This window comes from Actinoplanes sp. L3-i22, from assembly GCF_019704555.1.
GTDB lineage: Bacteria > Actinomycetota > Actinomycetes > Mycobacteriales > Micromonosporaceae > Actinoplanes.
In genome coordinates, this window is the sequence record NZ_AP024745.1 from 1,706,640 (window position 1) to 1,727,460 (window position 20,821).

General features: G+C 70.7%; 22 protein-coding genes. 13 read left to right on the plus strand and 9 right to left on the minus strand.

The features are described 5' to 3' along the window. Nucleotides 1-60: 60 nt before the first annotated feature. The 3 genes from L3i22_RS07890 to L3i22_RS07900 all read left to right on the plus strand — a co-directional run bounded on the left by L3i22_RS07890 (nucleotide 61) and on the right by L3i22_RS07900 (nucleotide 2,296). Nucleotides 61-759, plus strand: coding sequence for an AzlC family ABC transporter permease (locus L3i22_RS07890; protein WP_221326320.1), 699 nt, complete (start codon nucleotides 61-63; stop codon nucleotides 757-759). Beyond that, entirely contained in the window at nucleotides 753-1,061 is a 309-nt protein-coding gene (locus tag L3i22_RS07895) for an AzlD domain-containing protein (RefSeq protein WP_221326321.1), read from the plus strand. The genes L3i22_RS07890 and L3i22_RS07895 overlap by 7 nt, the downstream gene beginning before the upstream one ends. Before the next feature lie 62 nt (nucleotides 1,062-1,123). Then, entirely contained in the window at nucleotides 1,124-2,296 is a 1,173-nt protein-coding gene (locus L3i22_RS07900; protein WP_221326322.1) for a hypothetical protein, read from the plus strand. Between the two features lie 613 nt (nucleotides 2,297-2,909). Here L3i22_RS07900 and L3i22_RS07905 read toward each other — a convergent pair. From L3i22_RS07905 to nadA, 3 genes are all read right to left on the minus strand, one after another. Further along, nucleotides 2,910-3,530: a DUF3043 domain-containing protein gene (locus L3i22_RS07905; RefSeq protein ID WP_221326323.1), complete on the minus strand. Its 621-nt coding sequence runs from the start codon at nucleotides 3,528-3,530 to the stop codon at nucleotides 2,910-2,912. A 67-nt stretch (nucleotides 3,531-3,597) separates the two neighbouring features. Continuing rightward, complete coding sequence (gene murA / locus L3i22_RS07910) at nucleotides 3,598-4,953, minus strand: UDP-N-acetylglucosamine 1-carboxyvinyltransferase (RefSeq protein ID WP_221326324.1); 1,356 nt, start codon at nucleotides 4,951-4,953, stop codon at nucleotides 3,598-3,600. A gap of 188 nt (nucleotides 4,954-5,141) precedes the next feature. Then, nucleotides 5,142-6,320 (minus strand): quinolinate synthase NadA, encoded by a 1,179-nt coding sequence (nadA, locus tag L3i22_RS07915; protein WP_221326325.1) that lies wholly within the window; start codon nucleotides 6,318-6,320, stop codon nucleotides 5,142-5,144. 48 nt (nucleotides 6,321-6,368) lie between these two features. Here nadA and L3i22_RS07920 point away from each other — a divergent pair, with 48 nt between their 5' ends. The 4 genes from L3i22_RS07920 to L3i22_RS07935 all read left to right on the plus strand — a co-directional run bounded on the left by L3i22_RS07920 (nucleotide 6,369) and on the right by L3i22_RS07935 (nucleotide 9,540). After that, a complete protein-coding gene (locus L3i22_RS07920) occupies nucleotides 6,369-7,475 on the plus strand; it encodes a glycerate kinase (protein ID WP_221326326.1) in 1,107 nt (368 codons plus the stop codon). A 90-nt stretch (nucleotides 7,476-7,565) separates the two neighbouring features. Further along, nucleotides 7,566-7,934, plus strand: a complete 369-nt coding sequence (gene erpA, locus L3i22_RS07925) for an iron-sulfur cluster insertion protein ErpA (RefSeq protein ID WP_067704718.1) — start codon at nucleotides 7,566-7,568, stop codon at nucleotides 7,932-7,934. 110 nt (nucleotides 7,935-8,044) lie between these two features. Beyond that, nucleotides 8,045-9,022 (plus strand): carbohydrate kinase family protein, encoded by a 978-nt coding sequence (locus tag L3i22_RS07930; RefSeq protein WP_221326327.1) that lies wholly within the window; start codon nucleotides 8,045-8,047, stop codon nucleotides 9,020-9,022. A 17-nt stretch (nucleotides 9,023-9,039) separates the two neighbouring features. Next, a complete protein-coding gene (locus tag L3i22_RS07935) occupies nucleotides 9,040-9,540 on the plus strand; it encodes an ATP-binding protein (protein WP_221326328.1) in 501 nt (166 codons plus the stop codon). On the opposite strand, the gene L3i22_RS07940 is transcribed toward L3i22_RS07935, so the two are convergent. Next, the gene (locus L3i22_RS07940; RefSeq protein WP_221326329.1) at nucleotides 9,537-9,746 is read right to left on the minus strand and encodes a sulfurtransferase TusA family protein; all 210 of its coding nucleotides are present in this window, start codon (nucleotides 9,744-9,746) and stop codon (nucleotides 9,537-9,539) included. The two genes, L3i22_RS07935 and L3i22_RS07940, sit on opposite strands and share 4 nt — an antisense overlap. Continuing rightward, nucleotides 9,743-10,879: a cysteine desulfurase family protein gene (locus L3i22_RS07945; RefSeq protein ID WP_221326330.1), complete on the minus strand. Its 1,137-nt coding sequence runs from the start codon at nucleotides 10,877-10,879 to the stop codon at nucleotides 9,743-9,745. The genes L3i22_RS07940 and L3i22_RS07945 overlap by 4 nt, the downstream gene beginning before the upstream one ends. 169 nt (nucleotides 10,880-11,048) lie before the next feature. Here L3i22_RS07945 and coxB point away from each other — a divergent pair, with 169 nt between their 5' ends. Both coxB and L3i22_RS07955 read left to right on the plus strand, forming a co-directional pair. Continuing rightward, complete coding sequence (gene coxB / locus L3i22_RS07950) at nucleotides 11,049-11,978, plus strand: cytochrome c oxidase subunit II (RefSeq protein ID WP_221326331.1); 930 nt, start codon at nucleotides 11,049-11,051, stop codon at nucleotides 11,976-11,978. A gap of 9 nt (nucleotides 11,979-11,987) precedes the next feature. Next, complete coding sequence (locus L3i22_RS07955; RefSeq protein WP_221326332.1) at nucleotides 11,988-12,413, plus strand: cytochrome c oxidase subunit 4; 426 nt, start codon at nucleotides 11,988-11,990, stop codon at nucleotides 12,411-12,413. A gap of 874 nt (nucleotides 12,414-13,287) precedes the next feature. Here the strand turns inward: L3i22_RS07955 and L3i22_RS07960 are convergent. From L3i22_RS07960 to L3i22_RS07975, 4 genes are all read right to left on the minus strand, one after another. Beyond that, the gene (locus tag L3i22_RS07960; RefSeq protein ID WP_221326333.1) at nucleotides 13,288-13,500 is read right to left on the minus strand and encodes a hypothetical protein; all 213 of its coding nucleotides are present in this window, start codon (nucleotides 13,498-13,500) and stop codon (nucleotides 13,288-13,290) included. 304 nt (nucleotides 13,501-13,804) lie between these two features. Then, nucleotides 13,805-14,863: an anthranilate phosphoribosyltransferase gene (gene trpD, locus L3i22_RS07965; RefSeq protein WP_221326334.1), complete on the minus strand. Its 1,059-nt coding sequence runs from the start codon at nucleotides 14,861-14,863 to the stop codon at nucleotides 13,805-13,807. Between the two features lie 36 nt (nucleotides 14,864-14,899). Continuing rightward, a complete protein-coding gene (locus tag L3i22_RS07970) occupies nucleotides 14,900-15,334 on the minus strand; it encodes a hypothetical protein (protein WP_221326335.1) in 435 nt (144 codons plus the stop codon). A 49-nt stretch (nucleotides 15,335-15,383) separates the two neighbouring features. After that, complete coding sequence (locus L3i22_RS07975; protein WP_221329843.1) at nucleotides 15,384-16,412, minus strand: cytochrome c oxidase assembly protein; 1,029 nt, start codon at nucleotides 16,410-16,412, stop codon at nucleotides 15,384-15,386. A 124-nt stretch (nucleotides 16,413-16,536) separates the two neighbouring features. Between L3i22_RS07975 and L3i22_RS07980 the strand changes: the two genes are divergently transcribed. From L3i22_RS07980 to L3i22_RS07995, 4 genes are read left to right on the plus strand one after another with little or no spacing between them, the layout of a single operon-like run. Further along, entirely contained in the window at nucleotides 16,537-17,133 is a 597-nt protein-coding gene (locus tag L3i22_RS07980; RefSeq protein ID WP_221326336.1) for a heme-copper oxidase subunit III, read from the plus strand. A gap of 53 nt (nucleotides 17,134-17,186) precedes the next feature. Further along, complete coding sequence (locus L3i22_RS07985; protein ID WP_221326337.1) at nucleotides 17,187-18,035, plus strand: c-type cytochrome; 849 nt, start codon at nucleotides 17,187-17,189, stop codon at nucleotides 18,033-18,035. Continuing rightward, the gene (locus L3i22_RS07990) at nucleotides 18,032-19,132 is read left to right on the plus strand and encodes a ubiquinol-cytochrome c reductase iron-sulfur subunit (RefSeq protein WP_221326338.1); all 1,101 of its coding nucleotides are present in this window, start codon (nucleotides 18,032-18,034) and stop codon (nucleotides 19,130-19,132) included. The genes L3i22_RS07985 and L3i22_RS07990 overlap by 4 nt, the downstream gene beginning before the upstream one ends. Next, nucleotides 19,129-20,730 (plus strand): ubiquinol-cytochrome c reductase cytochrome b subunit, encoded by a 1,602-nt coding sequence (locus L3i22_RS07995; RefSeq protein WP_221326339.1) that lies wholly within the window; start codon nucleotides 19,129-19,131, stop codon nucleotides 20,728-20,730. Before L3i22_RS07990 ends, L3i22_RS07995 begins: the two co-directional genes overlap by 4 nt. Nucleotides 20,731-20,821 lie beyond the last annotated feature (91 nt).

Sequence of the window (20,821 nt, forward strand, 5' to 3'; positions counted from 1 at the left end):
CTCCATCGGTCGGTTTGTTCGGTTTGACGAACGCTTCGCCATCGTTCAGCATGACGAACTATGGGTACGGTATATCGAACGCCCCCGCCCGCGACGCGAACCCGCCCCCGCGACGTGGCCGCGCTGGCCGCCGCGACGCTGGCGACCGGCGCCTCGTTCGGGGCCATCGCCATCGCGTACGGACTGCCGCCCTGGGTCCCGTCCCTGATGTCGATCGTGGTCTTCGCCGGCGGCGCCCAGTTCCTCGCCGCCGGCCTGTTCGCCGCGGGCAACCCGTTCGCCGCGGTCCTGGCCGGTCTCCTGCTGAACGCCCGGCACCTCCCGTTCGGCCTGGCGGTCGCGGACACCCTGGGCCCGCGCCTGCGGGACCGCCTGATCGGCAGCCACCTGATGACCGACGAGGTGGTCGCGTTCACCCTGGCCGAGGAGACCCCGGCCGCCCGCCGCCGGGTCTACTGGCTGGTCGCGATCGCCCTGGTGATCTCCTGGAACGTGGGCACGGCGCTGGGCGTCCTGCTCGGCGGCGTGGTCGGCGACCCGAACACGTTCGGCCTGGACGCGGCGTTCCCGGCGGCCCTGATCGCCCTGATCCTGCCGTCGATGCGGGACCGCGACACCCGCCGCGTCGCGCTGGTCGGCGCCGCGGCCGCGGTGCTGCTGACCCCGGTCCTCCCGGCCGGCCTCCCGGTCCTGGCCGCGCTGCTGGGCCTGGTCGTCCTGATCCGCCCGCGGGCCCGCGCCGAGGAGCCGTCATGTTGATCGCCGCGATCGTCGCCCTGGGCGTCGGCACCTACGCCATGCGCCTGACCGGTGTCCTGCTCCGCGACCGGCTGGAGCTCTCGCCGACCGTCCAGCGCCTGCTCCCGATGGCCGCCGCCGCGCTGCTGGCCGCCCTGGCCGGGACCGCCGCGCTGATGGCCGGCACCGCGTTCGCCGGCGTCGCCCGGCCCGCCGGGGTGGCCGTCGGTGTCCTCCTGGCCTGGCGCAAGGCCCCGTTCGTCGTGGTCGTGGTGGCCGCCGCGGCCACCGCCGCGCTGCTGCGGCTGGCCGGCGTGCCGTAATTCGCTTCCGCCCCGGCGCCGGCCGCCGTTAGTCTGGCCGGCTGCCCATCGGAAGGTTGTCCATGACAACTGGCGAGATCCGCGTCCCCGACGTCTGGGACCTCACGTGGCCGGACCTCGATCCGGCCGGCCGCCCCGGCTTCGACCCCGCCGCCGTCCCCGCCCTGGTCCGCGCGCTGCCACCGGCCGCCGAGATCCCGTCGCCCGGCACCGAGTGGCAGCTGGTCAGCATCTGGTACACCCGGATGACCGCGGCCCTGATGGACCGCCTGGGCAGGTGGGCGGCCGGCTGGCGCTGCTCCGGCATCGCGATGGAGGAGGAGGGCAACGGGCCCGTCCCGATCTGGCGGGGGATCGACCCGGTTCTGTCAGCCACCCCGGACGAGACCCTGGATCGCCTGGCCGCGGCCGTGGTCACCTGGCACGAGCTGCTGGTCGAGCTGGCCACCGACGCCCGGGGCCGGTTCGCCACGTCGGCGCCGGCGACGACCGACAGCACCGGTGAGCCGCCGGCCTGGCGGGTGGTCACCGGGCGCGGCCGGATCCTCAAGTACACCGGGGACCGGCTCTACCGTCAGGTGCCGCATCCAGGCGGGCTGACCTGGGCAGACGTCGATCCGGCGAACCGGTCGTTCGACCCGGCGACGGTCCCCGCGACGGTGGCCGACCGGCTCGCCGAGTTCCCGCCGCCGCCGAAGGAGGCCGACTGGCGGCTGCGGGACCTGTGGCTGGAACGGATCAGCCGGGGGCTGGCCGACCGGTACGGCATCTGGGCGGTCGGCTGGCGCTGGTCGGTGGGGGAGGGCGACCTGGACGGCGGCCCGGTCGCCAACTGGTGCTGCTTCTCGCACTCGGTCACCACCGCCGAGGCGACCGCGGCCCTGATCGTCGCGTCCCTGGTCGAGTGGCACGACTGGCTGGTCGAGCTGGCCGGCCGCTTCGACCGGTTCCTCCCGTTGCCACCCGGCGACCTGGACGGCTGGGAGTACGCGGTCGCCCACCTGGTCACCGCGGTCGGCGACCGCACCCAGTACGACTCGGCCTGGTACAGCTGCGTCGGCACGGTGCTCGACTGGTTCCTGGAAGCGGCCGGCATCGGCGATCCGGCCCGGCGGGAAGAGCTGCGCGAGCACGCGGTCGGCGGCCGCTTCGAGAGCTGGCGGGAGCCGCGCCGGGCGGTCGTGGAGTCGGTCGCCGCGGACCTGTCCGCCCGGGTGGCCGATGAGCACGCCTGACCACCTGGCCGTCTGGCTGCGGGTCCGCGAGCGCGTGCCCTGGCGCGACGTCGTCCCGCGCCCGGCGACTCCGGTGCGGGCCGTCCGCGACGGCTTCCTGGCCTTCGCCGAGTCGACCGCGGCGCGCGGCCCGGCCCGGTTGACCCGCCTGCTGGCCGCGCACCGCGAGGTGCTGGCGGCCGCCGCGACCGGCGCGGAGCTCACCGCGGGGCGGTTGTCCGGCTGGAACGGGATCCTCCGGGGCATCCCGGCGCCCGGGTTCCGCCCGGCGGCGGCCTACGCCAAGGGCGGCCGGGAACGCTACGGTCTGGAGCCCGGCACCGAGGACCGCTTCGCGGCCTGTCTCGCCGAGGCCGCCGACCGGGAGATCCCGGTGACGGCGCGGGCGGCCCGCGCCTACCTGGACGTCAACTTCTTCCATCCGTACGACGACGGCAACGCCCGCCTGGCCGCGCTGACCCTGCGGTTCGTGCTGCTGCGCGGGGAGGTCGAGCTCGACGAGGTCGCGCCGATCGTCACCACGATCCGGCGCGCCGACGACGAGCACGGCGCCGCGGACCTGGCCCGCCTGGTGCACGGGATGGCCGCGGCCACCCGGCGCCGGTGGGACCGGTCAGATCTTCGCGCCGAGGTCGACCTTCGGCTTCGGGACCCGCATCCGGCGGAAGGTCAGCGCGCGCATCACGCCGTACAGGTAGAGCCCGCCCATCCGCTGGTCCGAGCTCGGGAAGCGGGTCTTCACGGTCTTCTTGATCCGCTGGGTGATGAAGATGCTGTCGACGATCACGGCGAGGGCGAGCAGCGCCCACAGCAGGTTGCTGGCCAACCGGACCGCATCGCTCCGCACCAGCGAGCCGACCATCACGATCACCGCGCCGGCGATGAAGAACGAGCCGACCGTGCGCCGCGAGTCGACGATGTCGCGGACCAGTGAGCGCTCCGGGCCGCGGTCGCGGGCCAGCAGGTACCGCTCGTCGCCGTTGCGCATGCCCGCGGAGGCCTCGGCGCGCTCGGTCCGCTGCCGCTCGCGCATCTGCTTCATGGCTTCTTTGCGGTCGGCCGGCGCCGCCTCGACCCGGCGGCCCTGCGGGGCGCGCTTCGGCGTGACCACGCCGAGCTCTTTCTTGCTGGGCGTGTAGTTCTTGCGGCGGTTGTCGGCCGACGCCTCGTCAGTTACCGAGGCGGTGGCGTCTTCGACGAGGTCGGCAGCCTTACGGCGAAACAGCGGGGACACGTCACGAGCGTAGCCAAACGGCGCGGTGTGAGACACACCGCGCCGTTGATCGAGACGAAATCGCAGCTCAGGGACGCTCGACGTGCGCGCCCAGGGCGGCCAGCTTCTGCTCGAAGTCCTCGTAGCCCCGCTTGATCAGGTTCACGCCGTAGACCCGCGAGGTGCCCTCGGCGGCCAGCGCCGCGATCAGGTGCGCGAAGCCGGCCCGCAGGTCCGGGATGACCAGGTCGGCCGCGTGCAGCTTGGACGGGCCGGCGATCACCGCGGAGTGCATGAAGTTGCGGCGGCCGAAGCGGCACGGGGTGCCGCCGAGGCAGTCCCGGTACACCTGGATCGTCGCGCCCATCGAGTTGAGCGCCTCGGTGTAGCCGAGCCGCTGCTCGTACACCGTCTCGTGCACGATCGAGATGCCGCGGGCCTGGGTCAGGGCGACCACCAGGGGCTGCTGCCAGTCGGTCATGAAACCGGGGTGCACGTCCGTCTCCAGGGCGACGGCCTTGAGCTCGGTGCCCGGGTGCCAGAACTTGATGCCACCCTCGGCGCCGGCCACGCCCGGCCGGGCCACCCGGTCGTCGGTGATCTTCAGCTCGCCACCGATGTTCCGGTAGACGTTCAGGAACGTCATCATGTCGGCCTGCCGGGCGCCGATCACCTCGATCTCGCCACGGGTGGCGAGCGCGGCGGCGGCCCAGCTGGCGGCCTCGATCCGGTCCGGGATCGGCTTGTGCTCGTAGCCGTAGAGCTTCGGCACGCCCTGGATCTCGATCATCCGGTCGGTGTGCACCGTGATGATCGCGCCCATCTTCTGCAGGATGCAGATCAGGTCGATGATCTCCGGCTCGATCGCGGCGTTGCGCAGCTCGGTGACGCCCTCCGCGCGGACCGCGGTGAGCAGCACCTGCTCGGTCGCGCCGACGCTCGGGTACGGCAGCTCCAGCTTGGCGCCGTGCAGCCCGTTCGGGGCGCTCAGGTGCATGCCCTCGGGCGTCTTGTCGACGACCGCGCCGAACTCGCGCAGCGCCCGGATGTGGAAGTCGATCGGACGCGGGCCGATGTGGCAGCCGCCCAGGTCCGGGATGAACGCGTGCCCGAGCCGGTGCAGCAGCGGGCCGCAGAGCAGGATCGGGATCCGGCTCGAGCCGGCGTGCACGTTGATCTCGTCGGTGCTGGCGCTCTCCACGTTCGTGGGGTCCATCACCAGCTCGCCGTCCTCGGCGCCGTCACTCACCTTGACGCCGTGCAGGCCGAGCAGGCCGCGGACGACCTCGACGTCGCGGATCCGCGGCACGTCGTAGAGGCGGCTCGGCGTCTCGCCCAGCAGGGCGGCGACCATTGCCTTGGAGACCAGGTTCTTGGCGCCACGGACCCGGATCTGTCCCTGCAGCGGCGTACCGCCGTGCACGATCAGGACATCGTCGGTCAACGTAACCTCCAGCCGGTGGGCGTGTGTGCACGCCCGGTGATCGAGGGGGCATTACTCGGGTGGGGGTACCCGATCCTGCAACCGGGGAAGCATAGCGCTGAGTGACAAGTACGCCAGTCGAAGCGCGGCGCGGAACGAAAGTAGCCGGGTAATCACCCTCCGAGGTGAAATCTCCCGACTACTGAGCGTTACGGCAACGCGAGCATCTGATCGAGCGCGACCCGGGCCTCGCGGGCGGTTTTCTCGTCCACCGTGATCACGTTCGGCACTCGGCCGGCGACCAGTTCCTCCAGCGTCCAGACCAGGTGGGGGAGGTCGATCCGGTTCATCGTCGAGCAGTAGCAGACCGTCCGGTCGAGGAACATGATCTGCTTGTCCGGGTGGGCCAGGGCCATCCGGCGCACCAGGTTCAGCTCGGTGCCGACGGCCCAGGCCGAGCCGGCCGGCGCGGCGTCGAGCGCCTTGATGATGTACTCGGTCGAGCCCACGTAGTCGGCGGCCCGGACCACGTCGTGCTTGCACTCCGGGTGGACCAGCACGTTCACGCCCGGGACCCGCTCGCGCACGTCGCGCACGCTGTCGATGGTGAACCGGCCGTGCACCGAGCAGTGCCCGCGCCACAGGATCATCTTGGCGCCGCGCAGCTGCTCGTCGGTCAGGCCACCGTGCGGCTTGTGCGGGTCGTAGAGGACGCAGTCGTCCAGGTCGAAGCCCATCTCCAGCACCGCGGTGTTGCGGCCCAGGTGCTGGTCGGGCAGGAAGAAGACCTTGGAGCCCTGCTCGAACGACCAGTCCAGCGCGCGCTTGGCGTTCGACGAGGTGCAGACCACGCCGTCGTTGCGGCCGACGAAGCCCTTGATGTCGGCCGACGAGTTCATGTAGGTCACCGGGACGATGTCGCCCGCGATGCCCAGGTCCTGGAAGTGCTCCCAGGCGGTCTCCACCTGGCCGAGCACCGCCATGTCGGCCATCGAGCAGCCGGCCGCCAGGTCGGGCAGGAGCACCCGCTGCTCGGGCTTGGTCAGGATGTCCGCGCTCTCGGCCATGAAGTGCACGCCGCAGAAGACGATGAACTCCGCGTCCGGCCGGGCCGCCGCCTGCTGGGCCAGCCTGAACGAGTCGCCGGTGACATCGGCGAACTGGATCACCTCGTCGCGCTGGTAGTGGTGCCCGAGCACGAACACCCGGTCGCCGAGCGCGGCCTTCGCCGCCGTCGCGCGGGCGACCAGGTCGGGGTCGCTGGGGGCGGGCAGATCACCGGGGCAGTCGACGCCCCGCTCGCTCGCCGGGTCGGTGCCTTTGCCGAGAAGCAGCAGCGCGACAGGGGTGTTTCCAGGTTCGGTCCAGGTCGCCGTCACGAGATTCATCGTTGCACAGGGGCGGATAAGGCGGCTGTGGGCTGCCACACTCCTGGGGTGCGCGTACTGATCTGTCCGGACAAGTTCGCCGGCACCCTTTCCGCCCCCGAAGTCGCCCAGGCCGTCGCCGACGGGTGGTCCGTCCCCTCCGACGAGCTGGTGCTGCGCCCGATCGCCGACGGCGGCCCGGGCTTCGTCGAGGTCCTCGCGACCGCGCTGCCCGGCCGCCGGATCCCGGTCACCACCGTCGATCCACTGGGGCGGCCGGCCCGCGGCGAGATCCTGCACGCCGGCGGGATCGCCTATGTCGAGAGCGCCCAGGCCTGCGGCCTGCACCTGCTGACGACCGAAGAACGAAACCCCAACACCACCACGTCGTACGGCCTGGGCCTGCTGCTCGCCGCGGCGGTCGAGACCGGCGCCACCCAGGTGGTCGTCGGGCTGGGCGGCTCGGCGGTCAACGACGCCGGCGCCGGCATGCTCGCCGCGCTCGGCGCCGCCCCGATCGACGCCGCGGGGTACGCGCTGCCCTACGGCGGCGCCCCGCTGATCGCCGCCGCGGCGCTCGGTGGCGTCCCGCAGCTGCGCCAGGTCGCCCTGGTCGCGGCGACCGACGTGGACAATCCGCTGACCGGCCTGCACGGCGCCAGTAACGTCTTCGGCCCGCAGAAGGGCGCGACCCGGGAGGACGTGCTGCGGCTCGACGCTGCCCTGGAGCACTTCTCCGCCGTACTGGAGAAGGCATTTGATCTTGAAGGTCTGGCCGCTCGGCCCGGAGCCGGCGCGGCCGGTGGGCTCGGCGCCGCGCTGATCGCCCTCGGCGCCCGGGTCACCTCCGGGATCGGCCTGGTCAGCAACCTGATCGGGCTGGACCGGGAGCTGGACGCGGCGGACCTGGTGATCACCGGCGAGGGCAGCTTCGACCACCAGTCGCTGCGCGGCAAGGTGGTGGCCGGGATCGCGGCCGGCGCGCGCGACCGCGGCCTGCCGTGCGTGGTGCTGGCCGGGCGCAACGAGACCGGGCACCGGGAGGCCTCGGCGGCCGGCGTGACCGAGACGCACACCCTGGTCGAACATTTCGGTTCCACCGAGCAGGCGATGACCGAACCGGCTCGCGGCCTGCGGGAACTGGCCGAACGTCTGTCCCGGCAATGGAGTAGGTGATCTGCAACCCGCCGAGATTGGGAATCTCTCGGAATGGGGTTAGCGTTGCCTGGTACGGCACATGACCGCACCTGGCAGGGAGATACCTACGTGACCACTGAAGCGCACACCGAGTCGACCGAGGCGACTGCCCCGACCGGCATCAACCTCACCGACGTCGCCGCGGTGAAGGTCAAGGCCCTGATCGAGCAGGAAGGGCGCGACGACCTGCGCCTGCGTATCGCCGTACAGCCCGGTGGCTGCTCCGGCCTGCGCTACCAGCTCTTCTTCGACGAGCGTTCGCTCGACGGCGACGTCGTGAGCGACTTCGACGGCGTCGAGGTCGTGGTGGACCGGATGTCCTCGCCCTACCTGGCCGGCGCCACCATCGACTTCGCCGACCGGATCGACGCGCAGGGCTTCACGATCGACAACCCGAACGCGCAGAACTCCTGCGCCTGTGGTGACTCGTTCCACTGAGTCAGCGATTTCCGGATAGGCCGTCCCGTTCACGGGGCGGCCTGTTCCATGTAACCGCCCGGTAGGCTCTAGCCGTAACGACCCCTGATCCCCGACACCTGAGGGCCGCCATGAAGATCGCCGTCACCGGCTCGATCGCCACCGATCACCTGATGCACTTCCCGGGCCGGTTCGCTGACCAGCTCATCGCCGACCAGTTGCACAAGGTGTCGCTGTCGTTCCTCGTCGACGACCTGGTCGTGCGCCGTGGCGGCATCGCCCCCAACATCGCGTTCGGGATGGGCAAGCTGGGCCTGCGGCCGATCCTGGTGGGCGCGGTCGGCGCCGACTTCGCGGACTACCGGTCCTGGCTCGAGCGGCACGGGGTGGACTGTGACTCGGTGCACGTCAGCGAGGTGGCGCACACCGCCCGGTTCGTCTGCACCACCGACGACGACCTGAACCAGATCGCCTCGTTCTACGCCGGCGCGATGTCCGAGGCCCGCAACATCGAGCTGGCCCCGGTCTTCGACCGCGCGGGCGGCCTCGACCTGGTGCTGATCAGCGCCAACGACCCGGCCGCGATGCTGCGCCACTCGGCGGAGTGCCGGGCCCGCGGCTACAAGTTCGCCGCCGACCCCTCGCAGCAGCTGGCCCGGGTCGACGGGTCGGACGTGCTGGGCCTGATCCGCGGCGCCGAGTTCCTGCTCTGCAACGAGTACGAGCGCTCCCTGCTCGAGTCCAAGTCCGGCCTCAGCTCCGACCAGGTGCTGGACGAGGTCAAGATCCGGGTCACCACGCTCGGCAAGGACGGCGTGGAGATCACCGGCAAGGGGATCGAGCGGATCCACGTCCCGGTCGTCCCGGACGTGCTCGGCGAGGACCCGACCGGCGTCGGCGACGGCTTCCGGGCCGGCTTCTTCTCCGGCCTCTCCTGGGGTCTGGGCCTGGAGCGGGCCGCCCAGGTCGGCTCGCTGGTCGCCGCCCTGGTGCTGGAGACCGTCGGCACCCAGGAGTACGACATCAAGCCCACCGACTTCATCAAGCGGTTCACCGCGGCGTACGGCGACGAGGCCGCTGCCGAGATCACCCCGCACCTGCCGGCCTGAGGGTAGAAACTCCGAACATGGTTCTAGCGGTTTTCGCCGGCCTCCCCGGGGTCGGCAAGAGCACCCTGGCCGGCGCCGTCGCGACACAGTTGCCGGCCGCGGTGCTCGCCGTCGACGTCGTCGACTTCACCCTGCAGCGCTACGCCGTCCACGAGACCCGGCCCGGGTACGCCGCGTACGGCGTGGTCGCCGCCCTGGCCGAGGAGCAGCTCAAGATCGGCCACCACGTGATCATCGACGCGGTGAACCCGGTCAAGGCCGCCCGTGACCTCTGGGTCGACCTGGCCGAGCGGATGGCGGTGCCGCTGCGCGTGGTCGAGGTCGTCTGCGGCGACGACACCGAGCACCGGCGCCGGGTCGAGGCGCGCTTCGAGTCCCGTGACCACGACGGCGTGCCGGACTGGGTGCGGGTCCTGGAGCGCCAGTCCGAGTACGAGCCGTACCTGGGCCCGCGCCTGGTCGTCGACACGTTCCTGGCCAAGGACCCGGTCCCGCAGGTGGTCGGTTATTTGAGCTAGCTGATCCTGCGCACGTCGAACGAGTGGCCGTGGCCGCCGACGAACTCCTGGCCCTTCATCCGGCACCAGGCGGGGATGTCGTTGGCCGCGGCCGGATCGTCCGCCAGCACCCGGACGATCTCGCCGACCGCCACCCCCGGCATCGCCCGGGCCAGCTTGATGATCGGCAGCGGGCACTTCTGCCCCAGGCAGTCCAGCGTGATCACATCCCGGCCTCGTTCCGGATCTCCGCGACCAGCCCGGGCAGCACCGCCAGGAAGCGCTCGACGTCCGCCCCGGTGACCCCGCGGTGCAGCGACACCCGCACGTTGCCGTGGCTGAGCACGCCCATCGCCTCCAGCACGTGACTCGGGCGCAGCGTCGACGACGTGCACGAGGAGCCGGACGAGACCGCGAACCCGTGCCGGTCCAGCGCGTGCAGCAGCGCCTCCCCGTCCACGTAGAGACAGCTGAACGTGACCAGGTGGGGGAGCCGGTCGACCGGGTCGCCGACGATCTCCACGTCCGGCACGGTGGCCGCGACGCGCTCCCGGATGCGGTCGACGAGCGCGCTGAGGCGGACCCCCTCGGCCTCGGCCTCGGCGGTGACCGCCCGCAGGCTCGCCGCGGCGGCCACGATCGCCGGCAGATCCGCCGAGCCGCCCGGCCGGGGGCGATAAAGATCATCCTGCGGGGACGGTGAGATCCATCGCACCCCTTTGCGGACCACCAGGACCCCGACGCCGGGCGGCCCGCCCCACTTGTGCGCGCTCGCGCTCAGCAGCGACCAGCCCGGCGGCACCGGGACCCGGCCGGCCGACTGGGCGGCGTCCACGAACAGCGGCACCCCGTACTCCGCGCAGTAGTCCGCCGCGGCGGCGACCGGCTGGATCGTGCCCACCTCGTGACTGGCGCTGATCAGGCTGGCCAGGGCCACCCCGGGCGCGGCGACGGCGGCCGACCAGGCGGCCAGGTCGAGCCGGCCCAGACGGTCCACACCCACCTCACGGGCCTCAGCCGTACCGGCGGCGTGCAGCACTCCAGAGTGCTCGATCGCCGAGTGGACCAGGACCCGGCCGGCCCGTTTGCGCCCGGCCAGCCCGCCGAGCACCGCGGCCTGCGCCGCGGCGGTGCCGGACGGCCAGAAGGAGAGCTCGTCGGTCCGTACCCCGAAGATCTCCGCCACCGCCGCGGCGGCCGCCTCCTGCAGCTGCTGGGCCCGCCGGCCCGCCGCGTAGAGCCGGGCCGGATCGGCCCAGCCGTCGGCGAGCGCGGCCAGCAGCGCCTCCCGGGCCACCGGGTGCGGCGGGGCGGCGCTGGCCGCGTCCAGGTAGACGGCCGGATCGCCTGTGTAATCCACAGAGGGAACGGTATCGTCCGGTTGACTGATGTTTCTTCGAAGGGCTTGGCGTGCGCCCCCGGTGGCGGGCCACCCGTTCCTGGTCGAGTAGTGTGCGACCGTCGGTGAGCCTTGCCGCCTGGTGTCTGGTTTCGGCCACGCGGCGGCGCTGCTAAGGAGGCAGAAGCAGGTGGGCGCAAGGAGTTCGGCCACACGGCCGCGGGCGATTGGCCGGGCGGCCGGGCTGGGTCTCGGCGGTGTGCTGCTGCTGGCACTGCTCGCCGGTTGCTCGGTTGAGGACGTCGGGAGCAAGTTCGGCCACTTCGGATGGCCGGGCCCGGGTGTGAGCCTTCAGGCGCACAAGATGTACGACCTGTGGATCGCCTCGGTGATCGCCGCACTGGTCGTCGGCATCGGTGTCTGGGGTCTGATCTTCTGGTGCGTGATCCGGTATCGCAAGCGCGGCGAAGAGCTGCCCGTGCAGACCCGGTTCAACATGCCCATGGAGGTCCTGTACACGGTCACGCCGGTACTGATCGTCGCGGTTCTCTTCTATTACACGGCGATCGTGCAGACCGACGTGGACAAGCTGTCGAAGAACCCGGACCAGATCGTCGAGATCAAGGCCTTCAAGTGGAACTGGCAGTTCAACTACCGGGACGGCATCGGTAAGGACGCGAACACGGTCGCTTCCACGATCGGCTCGTCCGACGTCATCCCGATCCTGGTGGTGCCGACCCACGAGAAGATCCGGTTCGAGGAGACCAGCGCCGACGTCATCCATTCGTTCTGGGTGCCGGAGCTGCTGTTCAAGCGGGACGTCATGCCGGGCAATGTGCGCAACGTCTTCGAGGTGACCCTCGACAAGGAGGGCCGCTACGTCGGCCGGTGCGCGGAGCTGTGCGGGACGTACCACGCGTTCATGAACTTCGAGATGGTCGCGACCACGAAGGACAACTTCGACAAGTTCCTCGCGGCGAAGAAGGCCGGCAAGTCGACGCAGGACGCGCTGACCCTGATCGGCGAGAACCCGTACGCGACGAAGACCCAGCCGTTCGACACCCGCCGGGGTACGCACAGCTGGAACCAGGGCGGCTCGAACGTCGCCGCGGGGAAGTAGGGACCTGAGATGCGTACCGAATACAAGATCTTCCTGGGCGTCTCGGCGTTCCTCTTCGGCGCGGCGGCCGTCTACGGCCTCTACACCCACGGCCAGCAGCACCAGACCGAGTGGGTCGGCACGATCGCGCTGATCCTCTCCGGCCTGCTCTGCGGGATGTGCGGCGGGTTCTTCGCGTTCGTCGCCCGTCGCATCGACCTCCGCCCGGAGGACCGTGAGGACGGCGAGATCGCCGAGGGCGCCGGCGAGCTGGGCTTCTTCAGCCCCGGTTCGTACTGGCCGTTCGGCATCGCGCTCTCCGCCGCGATCGCCGGCCTGGGCCTGGTCTTCTGGATGTGGTGGCTGATCGGCCTCGGCCTGCTCGCGGTGATCTTCACGTCCTGCGCGATGCTCTTCGAGTACTACTCGGGGACTCGCCAGCCGGCGGAGCACTGACCAGCGGTTTCGCACTCAGAAGCCCGCATCTCCGCCAGGAGGTGCGGGCTTCCGCGTTTCCGCCGCCGTCGTCGTTCGAGACCCATCAAGATCAAATTCTTCATTGCCTATGCTGCGGCCGATAACTGATCGTCGCTCCCGCGGGGACCCTTCCGGTCTTTGCTGGCCGCTGGCGCGTCCAAAGCGCAAAGCCCTCCAGGGCGACGTCCGCGGGTGGTTGCGGTTTCAAAGAACCCACGCGGGCCGCTCGCCGAGTCAAGCCCCAGCCGCGCCTGCCGCCCCGCCTGCCGCGCCTCCCGCCTCGGCTGCCGCGCCTGCCGCCCCGCCTGCCGCGCCTCCCGCCTCGGCTGCCGCGCCTGCCGCCCCGCCTGCCGCGCCTCCCGCCTCGGCTGCCGCGCCTGCCGCCCCGCCTGCCGCGCCTCCCGCCTCGCCTCCTGCGCCTCCCGCCTCGCCTCCTGCGCCTCCCGCCTCGGCTGCCGCGCCTCCCGCCTCGGCTGCCGCCTCCCGCCCCCGGTTACTCCCCAGGCGCGGCCTCCGACGCCCGGAACAGCCCCTCGCCGGCGACCGCGACCGTTGCTGGGCGCGGGGCCGCGTGAGCAGGGCAGCGCAGGTCGCATGGGCTCGGCTCGGCAGCGTGGGTCGCATGGGCCCGGCCCGGGCAGCGCGGGTCGCGGTTTCGGCTGGGTGTCAGGGGTGCTTCGGGTGGTCCGAGGCACCGCTGAGGGGCAGCCGAAGACACGTGGGTGCGGGCCGGGGCGCCCGGGAGGCCTGGGTGCGTGCCAGGGAGCCCGGGGCGTGGGTGCGGGCCGGGGCTCCCGGGTGCCTGGGCGCGGGCCAGGGCGCCCGGGACCTGGGTGCGGGCCGGGGCCGGGAGTCAGGCGGCGGCGGTGCGCTGCTGAGGGGCGATGCGGCGGGGCCCCTTGGGCTCCATCCACAGGTGCACGACGATCGGGGCCACGACCTCGGCGGCGCCGCAGCGGGTACACACCAGCTCGGGGCAGTCGTCGTCGTGTCCGTCCTCGCAGGGCGGCGTCTCGAAGAGCATGTCGCCGTCGCAGATGACGCAACGCAGTTCGCGCTCGTGCACGGGCTTCTCCTTCGTTCGGAAGGTGGGATTACCCGAATGTCCTTCAGACGCTGTCACGTCCACCGCGCGATGCCGAGCATCGCCGACGGCGTGTTGCGGTCTTTTTCAGGATTTTTCAGCACGTAGTGCCCACGAGATCCCCCAACCCAGTCCCGGATGTATATACCCGCCCCGAAACCACCCACCGCCCGGTCCCCGGCACACACGGCTGTTCTCGGGGCTCGGGGCAGCCGTCAGCGCCGGTCGAGGCCGACGGGCGGCGGCGTTTATCGGGGCGGGGCCGGGGTCGTACCGAAGAATGGGGTTATTCGGCGGTTTTGGCGGCCTGGGCCGCCGCGACCCAGCGCTCCAGCAGCTTCGTCGTGGCCCCCGAGTCGACGGCCTCCGCGGCGCGGGCGATGCCGGTCCGCAGGGTCTCGCGGAAGTCGCCGGGGAAGCCGCCCCGGGCCGCGAACGCCGCCGCCGCGTTGAGCAGCACCGCGTCCCGGACCGGACCGGGCTCACCGGCGAAGACCCGGCGGGCCACGTCGGCGTTGAAGGCGACGTCCCCACCGCGCAGGTCGGCCGGCGCGCTGCGCGGGAGACCCACCTCGACCGCGTCGATGAGCAACTCCTCGACCTTGCCGTCGCGGGCCAGCCAGACCCGGGTGGGCGCCGCGGTGGTGAACTCGTCGAGGCCGTCCTCACCGCGCATGACCAGCGCGGAGTCGCCACGCCGGGCGAAGACCGCGGCCATCACCGGAGCCATCCGCGGGTCGAAGCAGCCGACCGCGGCCGCGGTCGGCCGGGCCGGGTTGGTGAGCGGGCCGAGCACGTTGAAGAACGTGGGGATGCCCAGCTCCCGACGGGTGACCGCGGCGTGCCGCATGCCCGGGTGGTAGCGGGCCGCGAAGCAGAAGCCGATGCCGGCCTCGCGGACCGTCGCGGCCACCCCGGCCGGACCCAGGTCCAGCGGGATCCCGAAGTGCTCGAGCAGGTCGGCGGTGCCCGTGGTGGACGACGCCGACCGGTTGCCGTGCTTGACCACGGTCACCCCGGCGGAGGCCGTGACGATCGCCGCCATGGTGGAGATGTTCACCGTGTTGGCCCGGTCGCCGCCGGTGCCGACCACGTCGACCGCGGTGGTCCGGACCTCCTCCGGCAGCTCCACCAGGGTGGCGTTGGCGAGCATCGCCTCGACCAGCCCGGCCAGCTCGGCCGGCGTCTCGCCCTTGGCGCGCAGCGCCACCGCGAACCCGGCGATCTGGGCCGGCGTGGTGTTGCCCGCCATGATCTCGCCCATCGCCCAGGCCGTGTCCGCGGTCGCGAGCTCCTCGCCGCGCAGCAGGGACATCGTCAGGTTCGGCCAGGTGCGTGCACCCATGGCGGGGGCCTCCGTCGGGGGGTGTGGGAGCAGTCGTCAGGTGCGGGGCAGGGCGCCCAGCGGCACCGCGCCGTCGCGGCGGGCGCGGAGCAGTCCGGCGACCGTCTGACCGGTGGTGACCGGGTCGAGCGGGGCCAGCAGGGTCGCGTCGACCTGCGAATACGCCGCGAGCCAGCGATCGGCGGCCCGGGCGATCACGACGCAGGTGGGCGGCGGATCCTGGTACTCGTCCTTGGTCTGCCGGGCGATGCCGAGCCCGCCGGCGGGGGTCGCCTCACCGTCGAGCACCATCAGGTCGATCTCGTAGTCGTCGAGCAGTCGCCGGCACTCCTCCCAGGAGGAGGCGTCGGTGAACTCGACGGACAGGTCGATCGCCGGACGCGTGCCGATGGCGAGCCGGATCCGGTCGCGCACCGCGGCGTCGTCGCTGTATAGCAGAACCGTGAACTGAGTAGTGGTGGTGTCGCTCAACTTTGTGCCCCACTTCACCTCGAAGGTCCCGCCGATCGTACCGAATCTGTTATCCGGCGTCGGGGTCCGGTCGGGTGGGGTTCGCCGAGCTTGTGATCTTGGCCGCCGAAGGACCCGTCGAAGCGCCTGCCGAAGGACCCGCCGCAGCACCCGCCGCGGAACCGGCCTCCGCTGCCGCCGCCGCGGCTTCCTCCAGCTCGGCGCGGTCGAGGGCCCGGTCGATCCGGCGAGCCTCCCGTTCCGACTGGCGGATCCACTGCATCACCAGGATGCCGAGCATCGTGACGCTGACGACCTCCCCGCCGGCCCAGAGGATGCCGCCCGCGGTGATCTGGTCGCTGTGCGGATCCAGCCAGCTCAGGTGCAGGTTCGGGTACCAGTCGCCGCCGAGCAGCTCCGGCATCTGCATGATCGTCAGCCCGAGCACGGTGTGGAACGGCACCGACAGGACCATCAGCAGCGCGCGCCCCGGGTACGGCCAGCGGTTCTGCAGCGGGTCCAGGCCCAGCAGCGGCCAGAAGAAGAGACATCCGGTGACCATGAAGTGGAGGTGCACGAACTCGTGCAGCCAGGCGTGCTCGAGGGTCTGCCGGTACAGCCCGGTGAAGTAGAGGATGAACGGGTTCGCGATGAACAGTCCGAACGCGACCAGCGGGAACGTCAGCACCTTCACGTACCGGCTGTGCACCACCGCGAGCAGCGCCCGGCGCGGCCGGCCGTGCATGACCCGCAGGGCCAGCGTGGTCGGCGCGCCCAGCGCCAGGAAGATCGGGCCGATCATGGTCAGCACCATGTGCTGGACCATGTGCACCGAGATCAGGGTGGTGTCGTACGCCTCGATCCCGGTCACCGAGACCAGCGCGATCGAGCCGAGTCCACCGCCGACGAACGCCACGATCCGCCCGGCCGGCCAGTGGTCGCCCCGCTGTCGCAGGCGCTGCACCCCGTACAGGTAGAGCGCCGCCGAGACCAGCAGGCCCACCGCGACCAGGCTCACCAGATGGAAGTGGCTGAAGATGGCCGACGCGCTGAACGGCGGAAGTTCAGTATCCCCGCCGGCGTCCGCAAGCGAGGCCATTTCGACTGACTGCACCACTCGAAGCTAGACCTACCCCCTGCTCACCGAATATTCCGGGCTGCCCACAGTGCCGGTTTAGGGACCCCGCCTGACCTTGGGCCCACCGCGGGGGAATAATGAGCCCGTGACAGCGGCAGCCATCGACAAGAGCCGGATCCATTCGCTGACCAGACCCAACATGGTCAGCGTCGGGACCATCGTGTGGCTCTCCAGCGAGCTCATGTTCTTCGCAGCCTTGTTCGCCATGTACTTCTCCATTCGTGCAGCGGCGCCAGGCATGTGGGCGGAGCACACCAAAGAGCTCAACGTCCCCTACGCCACGACGTTCACCGTGATCCTGGTCCTGTCGTCGATCACCTGTCAGTTGGGCGTCTTCGCGGCGGAGAAGGGGGACGTGTTCGCGCTGAGGCGCTGGTTCACGGTCACCTTCGTGATGGGCCTGATCTTCGTGTTGGGGCAGGCGAACGAGTACCGCAATCTGGTCCACGAGGGCGTCAAGCTCAACGGTGACGGGTATGGCTCGATGTTCTACCTGACCACCGGGTTCCACGGTCTGCACGTGACCGGCGGCCTCATCGCCTTCATCGTCTACATGATCCGTACGACCATGGGGCGCTTCACTCCGGCGCAGGCCACCTCCGCGATCGTCGTGTCCTACTACTGGCACTTCGTCGACGTGGTCTGGATCGCGCTGTACGCCATGATCTATTGGCTCAAGTAAGCGCCCGCCGCAATCCGCTGAGCTTCAGGTTCAAACCAGAGGGACATAAGCCCATGACTTCTGACACCCCCGCCAGCAGGCGTGCCCGGGTGTTCTCCCGGCGCCGCGGCGCGCCCAGCCGGGCACGCCGGCGGATCGGCGCGGCGGTGCGAATGCTCGCGGCGCTGGCGCTGGCCGGCGGCATCTACACCGCCTTCGCACCCGGCGCGTTCGCCGAGGACAACACCCCGCTCTCCACCGCCGCGCAGCAGGGCAAGCAGCTCTTCGATCAGAGCTGCATCACCTGCCACGGGCGGGACGGGCAGGGTGTGCAGGACCGTGGTCCCAGCCTGATCGGCGTCGGTTCCGCCTCGGTCGAGTTCCAGGTCGGCACCGGCCGGATGCCGATGACCCGCCAGGAAGCTCAGGCCGAGCAGAAGAAGCCGCAGTTCACTCCGGATGAGACCAAGCAGATCGCGCAGTACATCCAGGAGATCGGCGGCGGTCCGGAGGTTCCGGCCGGCGACCTGTCGGAGAACCTGAAGACGAACCCCGAGGCCCTGGCCCGCGGCGGCGAGCTCTTCCGGGTCAACTGCACCTCGTGCCACAGCTTCACCGGTGCCGGCGGCGCGTTGTCGTCCGGGAAGTTCGCTCCGGCCCTGCACGACGCCACGGCCGAGCAGATCTACGCGGCGATGCTGACCGGTCCGCAGAACATGCCGGTCTTCGGTGACAACCAGCTCTCGCCGGACGAGAAGCGCGAGATCATCACCTACATCACGCAGCAGCTTCAGGAGAACAAGGACCCGGGCGGCATCTTCAACCTGGGTGGGTACGGTCCGGCGACCGAGGGCCTGGCGATCTTCCTGGTCGGCATCACCATCCTGGTCTTCACGTCGCTCTGGATTGCGGGGAAGTCATGACGACGATGCACCACGGCGAGACCGGCTCCCCGGTCGACGTGCACGATCCGAAGCTGACGCGCTTCGACATCGTGAAGGAGGGCCTGCGGCGCGACGACATCGAGATCGTCACGTACGAGTCGCAGTTCCAGGGCGCGAACTCGAAGGCCGAGAAGCGGGTCGTCCGCAACATCAGCCTGCTGTTCCTGATCTCGGGCCTGTTCGGGCTGGCCTTCGTGGTCTTCTACATCGTCTGGCCCTGGAAGTTCGCGATGGGCGAGACGCGGAGTGACTACTACACCCCGATCCTCGGCATCAGCCTGGGCATCTCGCTGTTCTCGCTCGGCATCGCGATCCTCGCCTGGGCGAAGAAGCTGCTGCCGCACGAGCTCTCCATCCAGCAGCGGCACGGCGACCCGTCCAGCGACGAGGAACGGCTGATCACCGGCCAGACCATGATGTACGTCGCGGACGAGCTCGGGGTGCAGCGTCGCCCGCTGCTCAAGGGCGCGATCGGCCTCGGCCTGGCCCCGCTGGGCCTGGCCGCGGCGGCCCCGCTGGTCGGCGGCCTGATCCAGAACCCGCACCGGGACGCCCAGCCGATGATGTACCACACCGGCTACGACCCGGTGGCGAACGGCGACAAGCTGGTCCGGCTGTCCCGCGAGGACGGCACGCCGATCCGCCCCGAGGACGTCAGCGCCGGCGGTCAGATGACCGTCTACCCGGGCATCCCGGGCGGCGCGACCAACAAGTACGCCGACTCGCCGACCCTGCTGATCCACCTGCGGGCCGACGACGCGGCGACGGCGCTGGCCGCTGCCGAGTCGGACAAGAACGGGCGCAACAAGGGTTCGATGTGGGGCAACTACGTCGCCTACTCGAAGATCTGCACCCACGCCGGCTGCCCGGCCAGCCTGTACGAGCAGCAGACCAACCGGCTGCTCTGCCCGTGCCACCAGTCGCAGTTCCTGATCACCAACAACGCGCAGCCGATCTTCGGCCCGGCCACCCGGCGTCTGCCGATGTTGCCGCTGTCGGTGGACGACGAAGGTTTCTTTGTGGCAACGTCTGACTTCAAGGACACTGTCGGACCCGACTTCTGGGAGCGGCCGTGAAACGCCGAAAGCTTGATCCAGCCGAGGCTGTAACCAACTTCGCCAAGGGCGCCGACGACCGGTTCCAGGCCGCCACGCCGCTCCGGGGGCTGCTCAACAAGGTCTTCCCGGACCACTGGTCGTTCCTGCTGGGCGAGATCGCGCTGTTCTCGTTCATCGTGCTGCTGCTCAGTGGTGTGTTCCTGACCCTCTTCTTCGATCCGTCGATGCAGGAGGTCGTGTACGACGGGTCGTACCTGGGTCTGCGCGGCACCGAGATGTCGGCCGCCTACGCGTCGTCGCTGCACCTCTCGTTCGAGGTGCGCGGTGGTCTGTTCATGCGGCAGATGCACCACTGGGCGGCGCTGCTGTTCATGGCGTCGATCGTGGTGCACATGGCCCGGGTGTTCTTCACCGGCGCGTTCCGCAAGCCGCGTGAGATCAACTGGGTGATCGGCGTCCTGCTGTTCCTGCTCGGGTTCTTCGCCGGCTTCACCGGTTACTCGCTGCCGGACGACGGCCTGTCCGGCACCGGTCTCCGCATCGCCTCCGCGATCATGCTGTCGCTGCCGGTCATCGGCACCTGGCTGTCCGCCGCGATCTTCGGCGGGGAGTACCCCGGCGAGCTGATCATCGGCCGCTTCTACATCGCGCACGTGCTGCTCATCCCGGGCATCCTGCTCGCGCTGATCAGCGTCCACCTGGGCATCGTGTTCAAGCAGAAGCACACCCAGTGGCCCGGCCCGATGCGGACCAACGAGAACGTGGTCGGCGAGCGGATGTTCCCGCGGTACGCGATGAAGCAGGGCGGCTTCTTCATGGCGGTCTTCGGCGTCGTCGCGCTGATGGCGGGCCTGTTCCAGATCAACCCGATCTGGCTGTTCGGGCCGTACCGTGCCGCCGAGGTCTCCTCGGCGTCCCAGCCCGACTGGTACGTCATGTTCATGGACGGCCTGGTCCGGCTCATGCCGAACTGGCAGATCTACTTCGGTCCGTACAGCCTGCCGCCGCTGTTCTGGCCGGCCGTGGTCGGCCTCGGCGCGCTGTTCACGCTGCCGATGGCGTACCCGTGGCTGGAGGCGCGCAAGCTCAAGGACACGCGTTCGCACCACCTGCTGCAGCGTCCCCGGGACAACCCGGAGCGCGTCGGCATCGGCATGATGGCCCTGTCGTTCTTCCTCGTCGCGACCCTCTCCGGGGGCAACGACGTGATCGCCGACAAGTTCCACATCAGCCTGAACGCGATGACCTGGGCCGGGCGTATCGGTCTGCTGATCCTGCCGCCGCTGGCGTACTTCGTCTCGGTCCGGATCTGCCTCGGTCTGCAGCAGCACGACCGCCAGGTGCTGGCCCACGGCGTGGAGACCGGCATCATCAAGCGGCTGCCGAACGGCGCGTTCGTCGAGATCCACCAGCCGCTCGGCCCGGTCGACGACCACGGCCACCCGATCCCGCTGGAGTACGCCGGCTGGGTCGTGCCGAAGAAGATGAACAAGCTCGGTGCCCTGGCGCCGGCCGTGAAGGGCTTCTTCTATCCGGTCGAGAAGCCGGCCGAGGCTCCGGTCTCGCCGGCCCCGGTCACCGGCAGCAAGCGCGAAGAGATCACCTCGAAGCGCTGAGCTCCACTCGACACCGGCCCGTCAGCTTCCGCTGGCGGGCCGGTTCGTTTGCCGGGGCCGATCCCGGCCCGGATAGCAGCGGGCCGGTTCG

Excerpts from the sequence above, each read along its gene's own strand:
- L3i22_RS07890 (WP_221326320.1), top strand. The coding sequence starts at position 61 with ATGGGTACGGTATATCGAACGCCCCCGCCCGCGACGCGAACCCGCCCC.
- L3i22_RS07895 (WP_221326321.1), top strand. The coding sequence starts at position 753 with ATGTTGATCGCCGCGATCGTCGCCCTGGGCGTCGGCACCTACGCCATG.
- L3i22_RS07900 (WP_221326322.1), top strand. The coding sequence starts at position 1,124 with ATGACAACTGGCGAGATCCGCGTCCCCGACGTCTGGGACCTCACGTGG.
- nadA (WP_221326325.1), bottom strand. The coding sequence starts at position 6,320 with ATGAATCTCGTGACGGCGACCTGGACCGAACCTGGAAACACCCCTGTC.
- L3i22_RS07930 (WP_221326327.1), top strand. The coding sequence starts at position 8,045 with ATGAAGATCGCCGTCACCGGCTCGATCGCCACCGATCACCTGATGCAC.
- L3i22_RS07935 (WP_221326328.1), top strand. The coding sequence starts at position 9,040 with ATGGTTCTAGCGGTTTTCGCCGGCCTCCCCGGGGTCGGCAAGAGCACC.
- L3i22_RS07955 (WP_221326332.1), top strand. The coding sequence starts at position 11,988 with ATGCGTACCGAATACAAGATCTTCCTGGGCGTCTCGGCGTTCCTCTTC.
- trpD (WP_221326334.1), bottom strand. The coding sequence starts at position 14,863 with ATGGGTGCACGCACCTGGCCGAACCTGACGATGTCCCTGCTGCGCGGC.
- L3i22_RS07975 (WP_221329843.1), bottom strand. The coding sequence starts at position 16,412 with ATGGCCTCGCTTGCGGACGCCGGCGGGGATACTGAACTTCCGCCGTTC.
- L3i22_RS07985 (WP_221326337.1), top strand. The coding sequence starts at position 17,187 with ATGACTTCTGACACCCCCGCCAGCAGGCGTGCCCGGGTGTTCTCCCGG.
- L3i22_RS07990 (WP_221326338.1), top strand. The coding sequence starts at position 18,032 with ATGACGACGATGCACCACGGCGAGACCGGCTCCCCGGTCGACGTGCAC.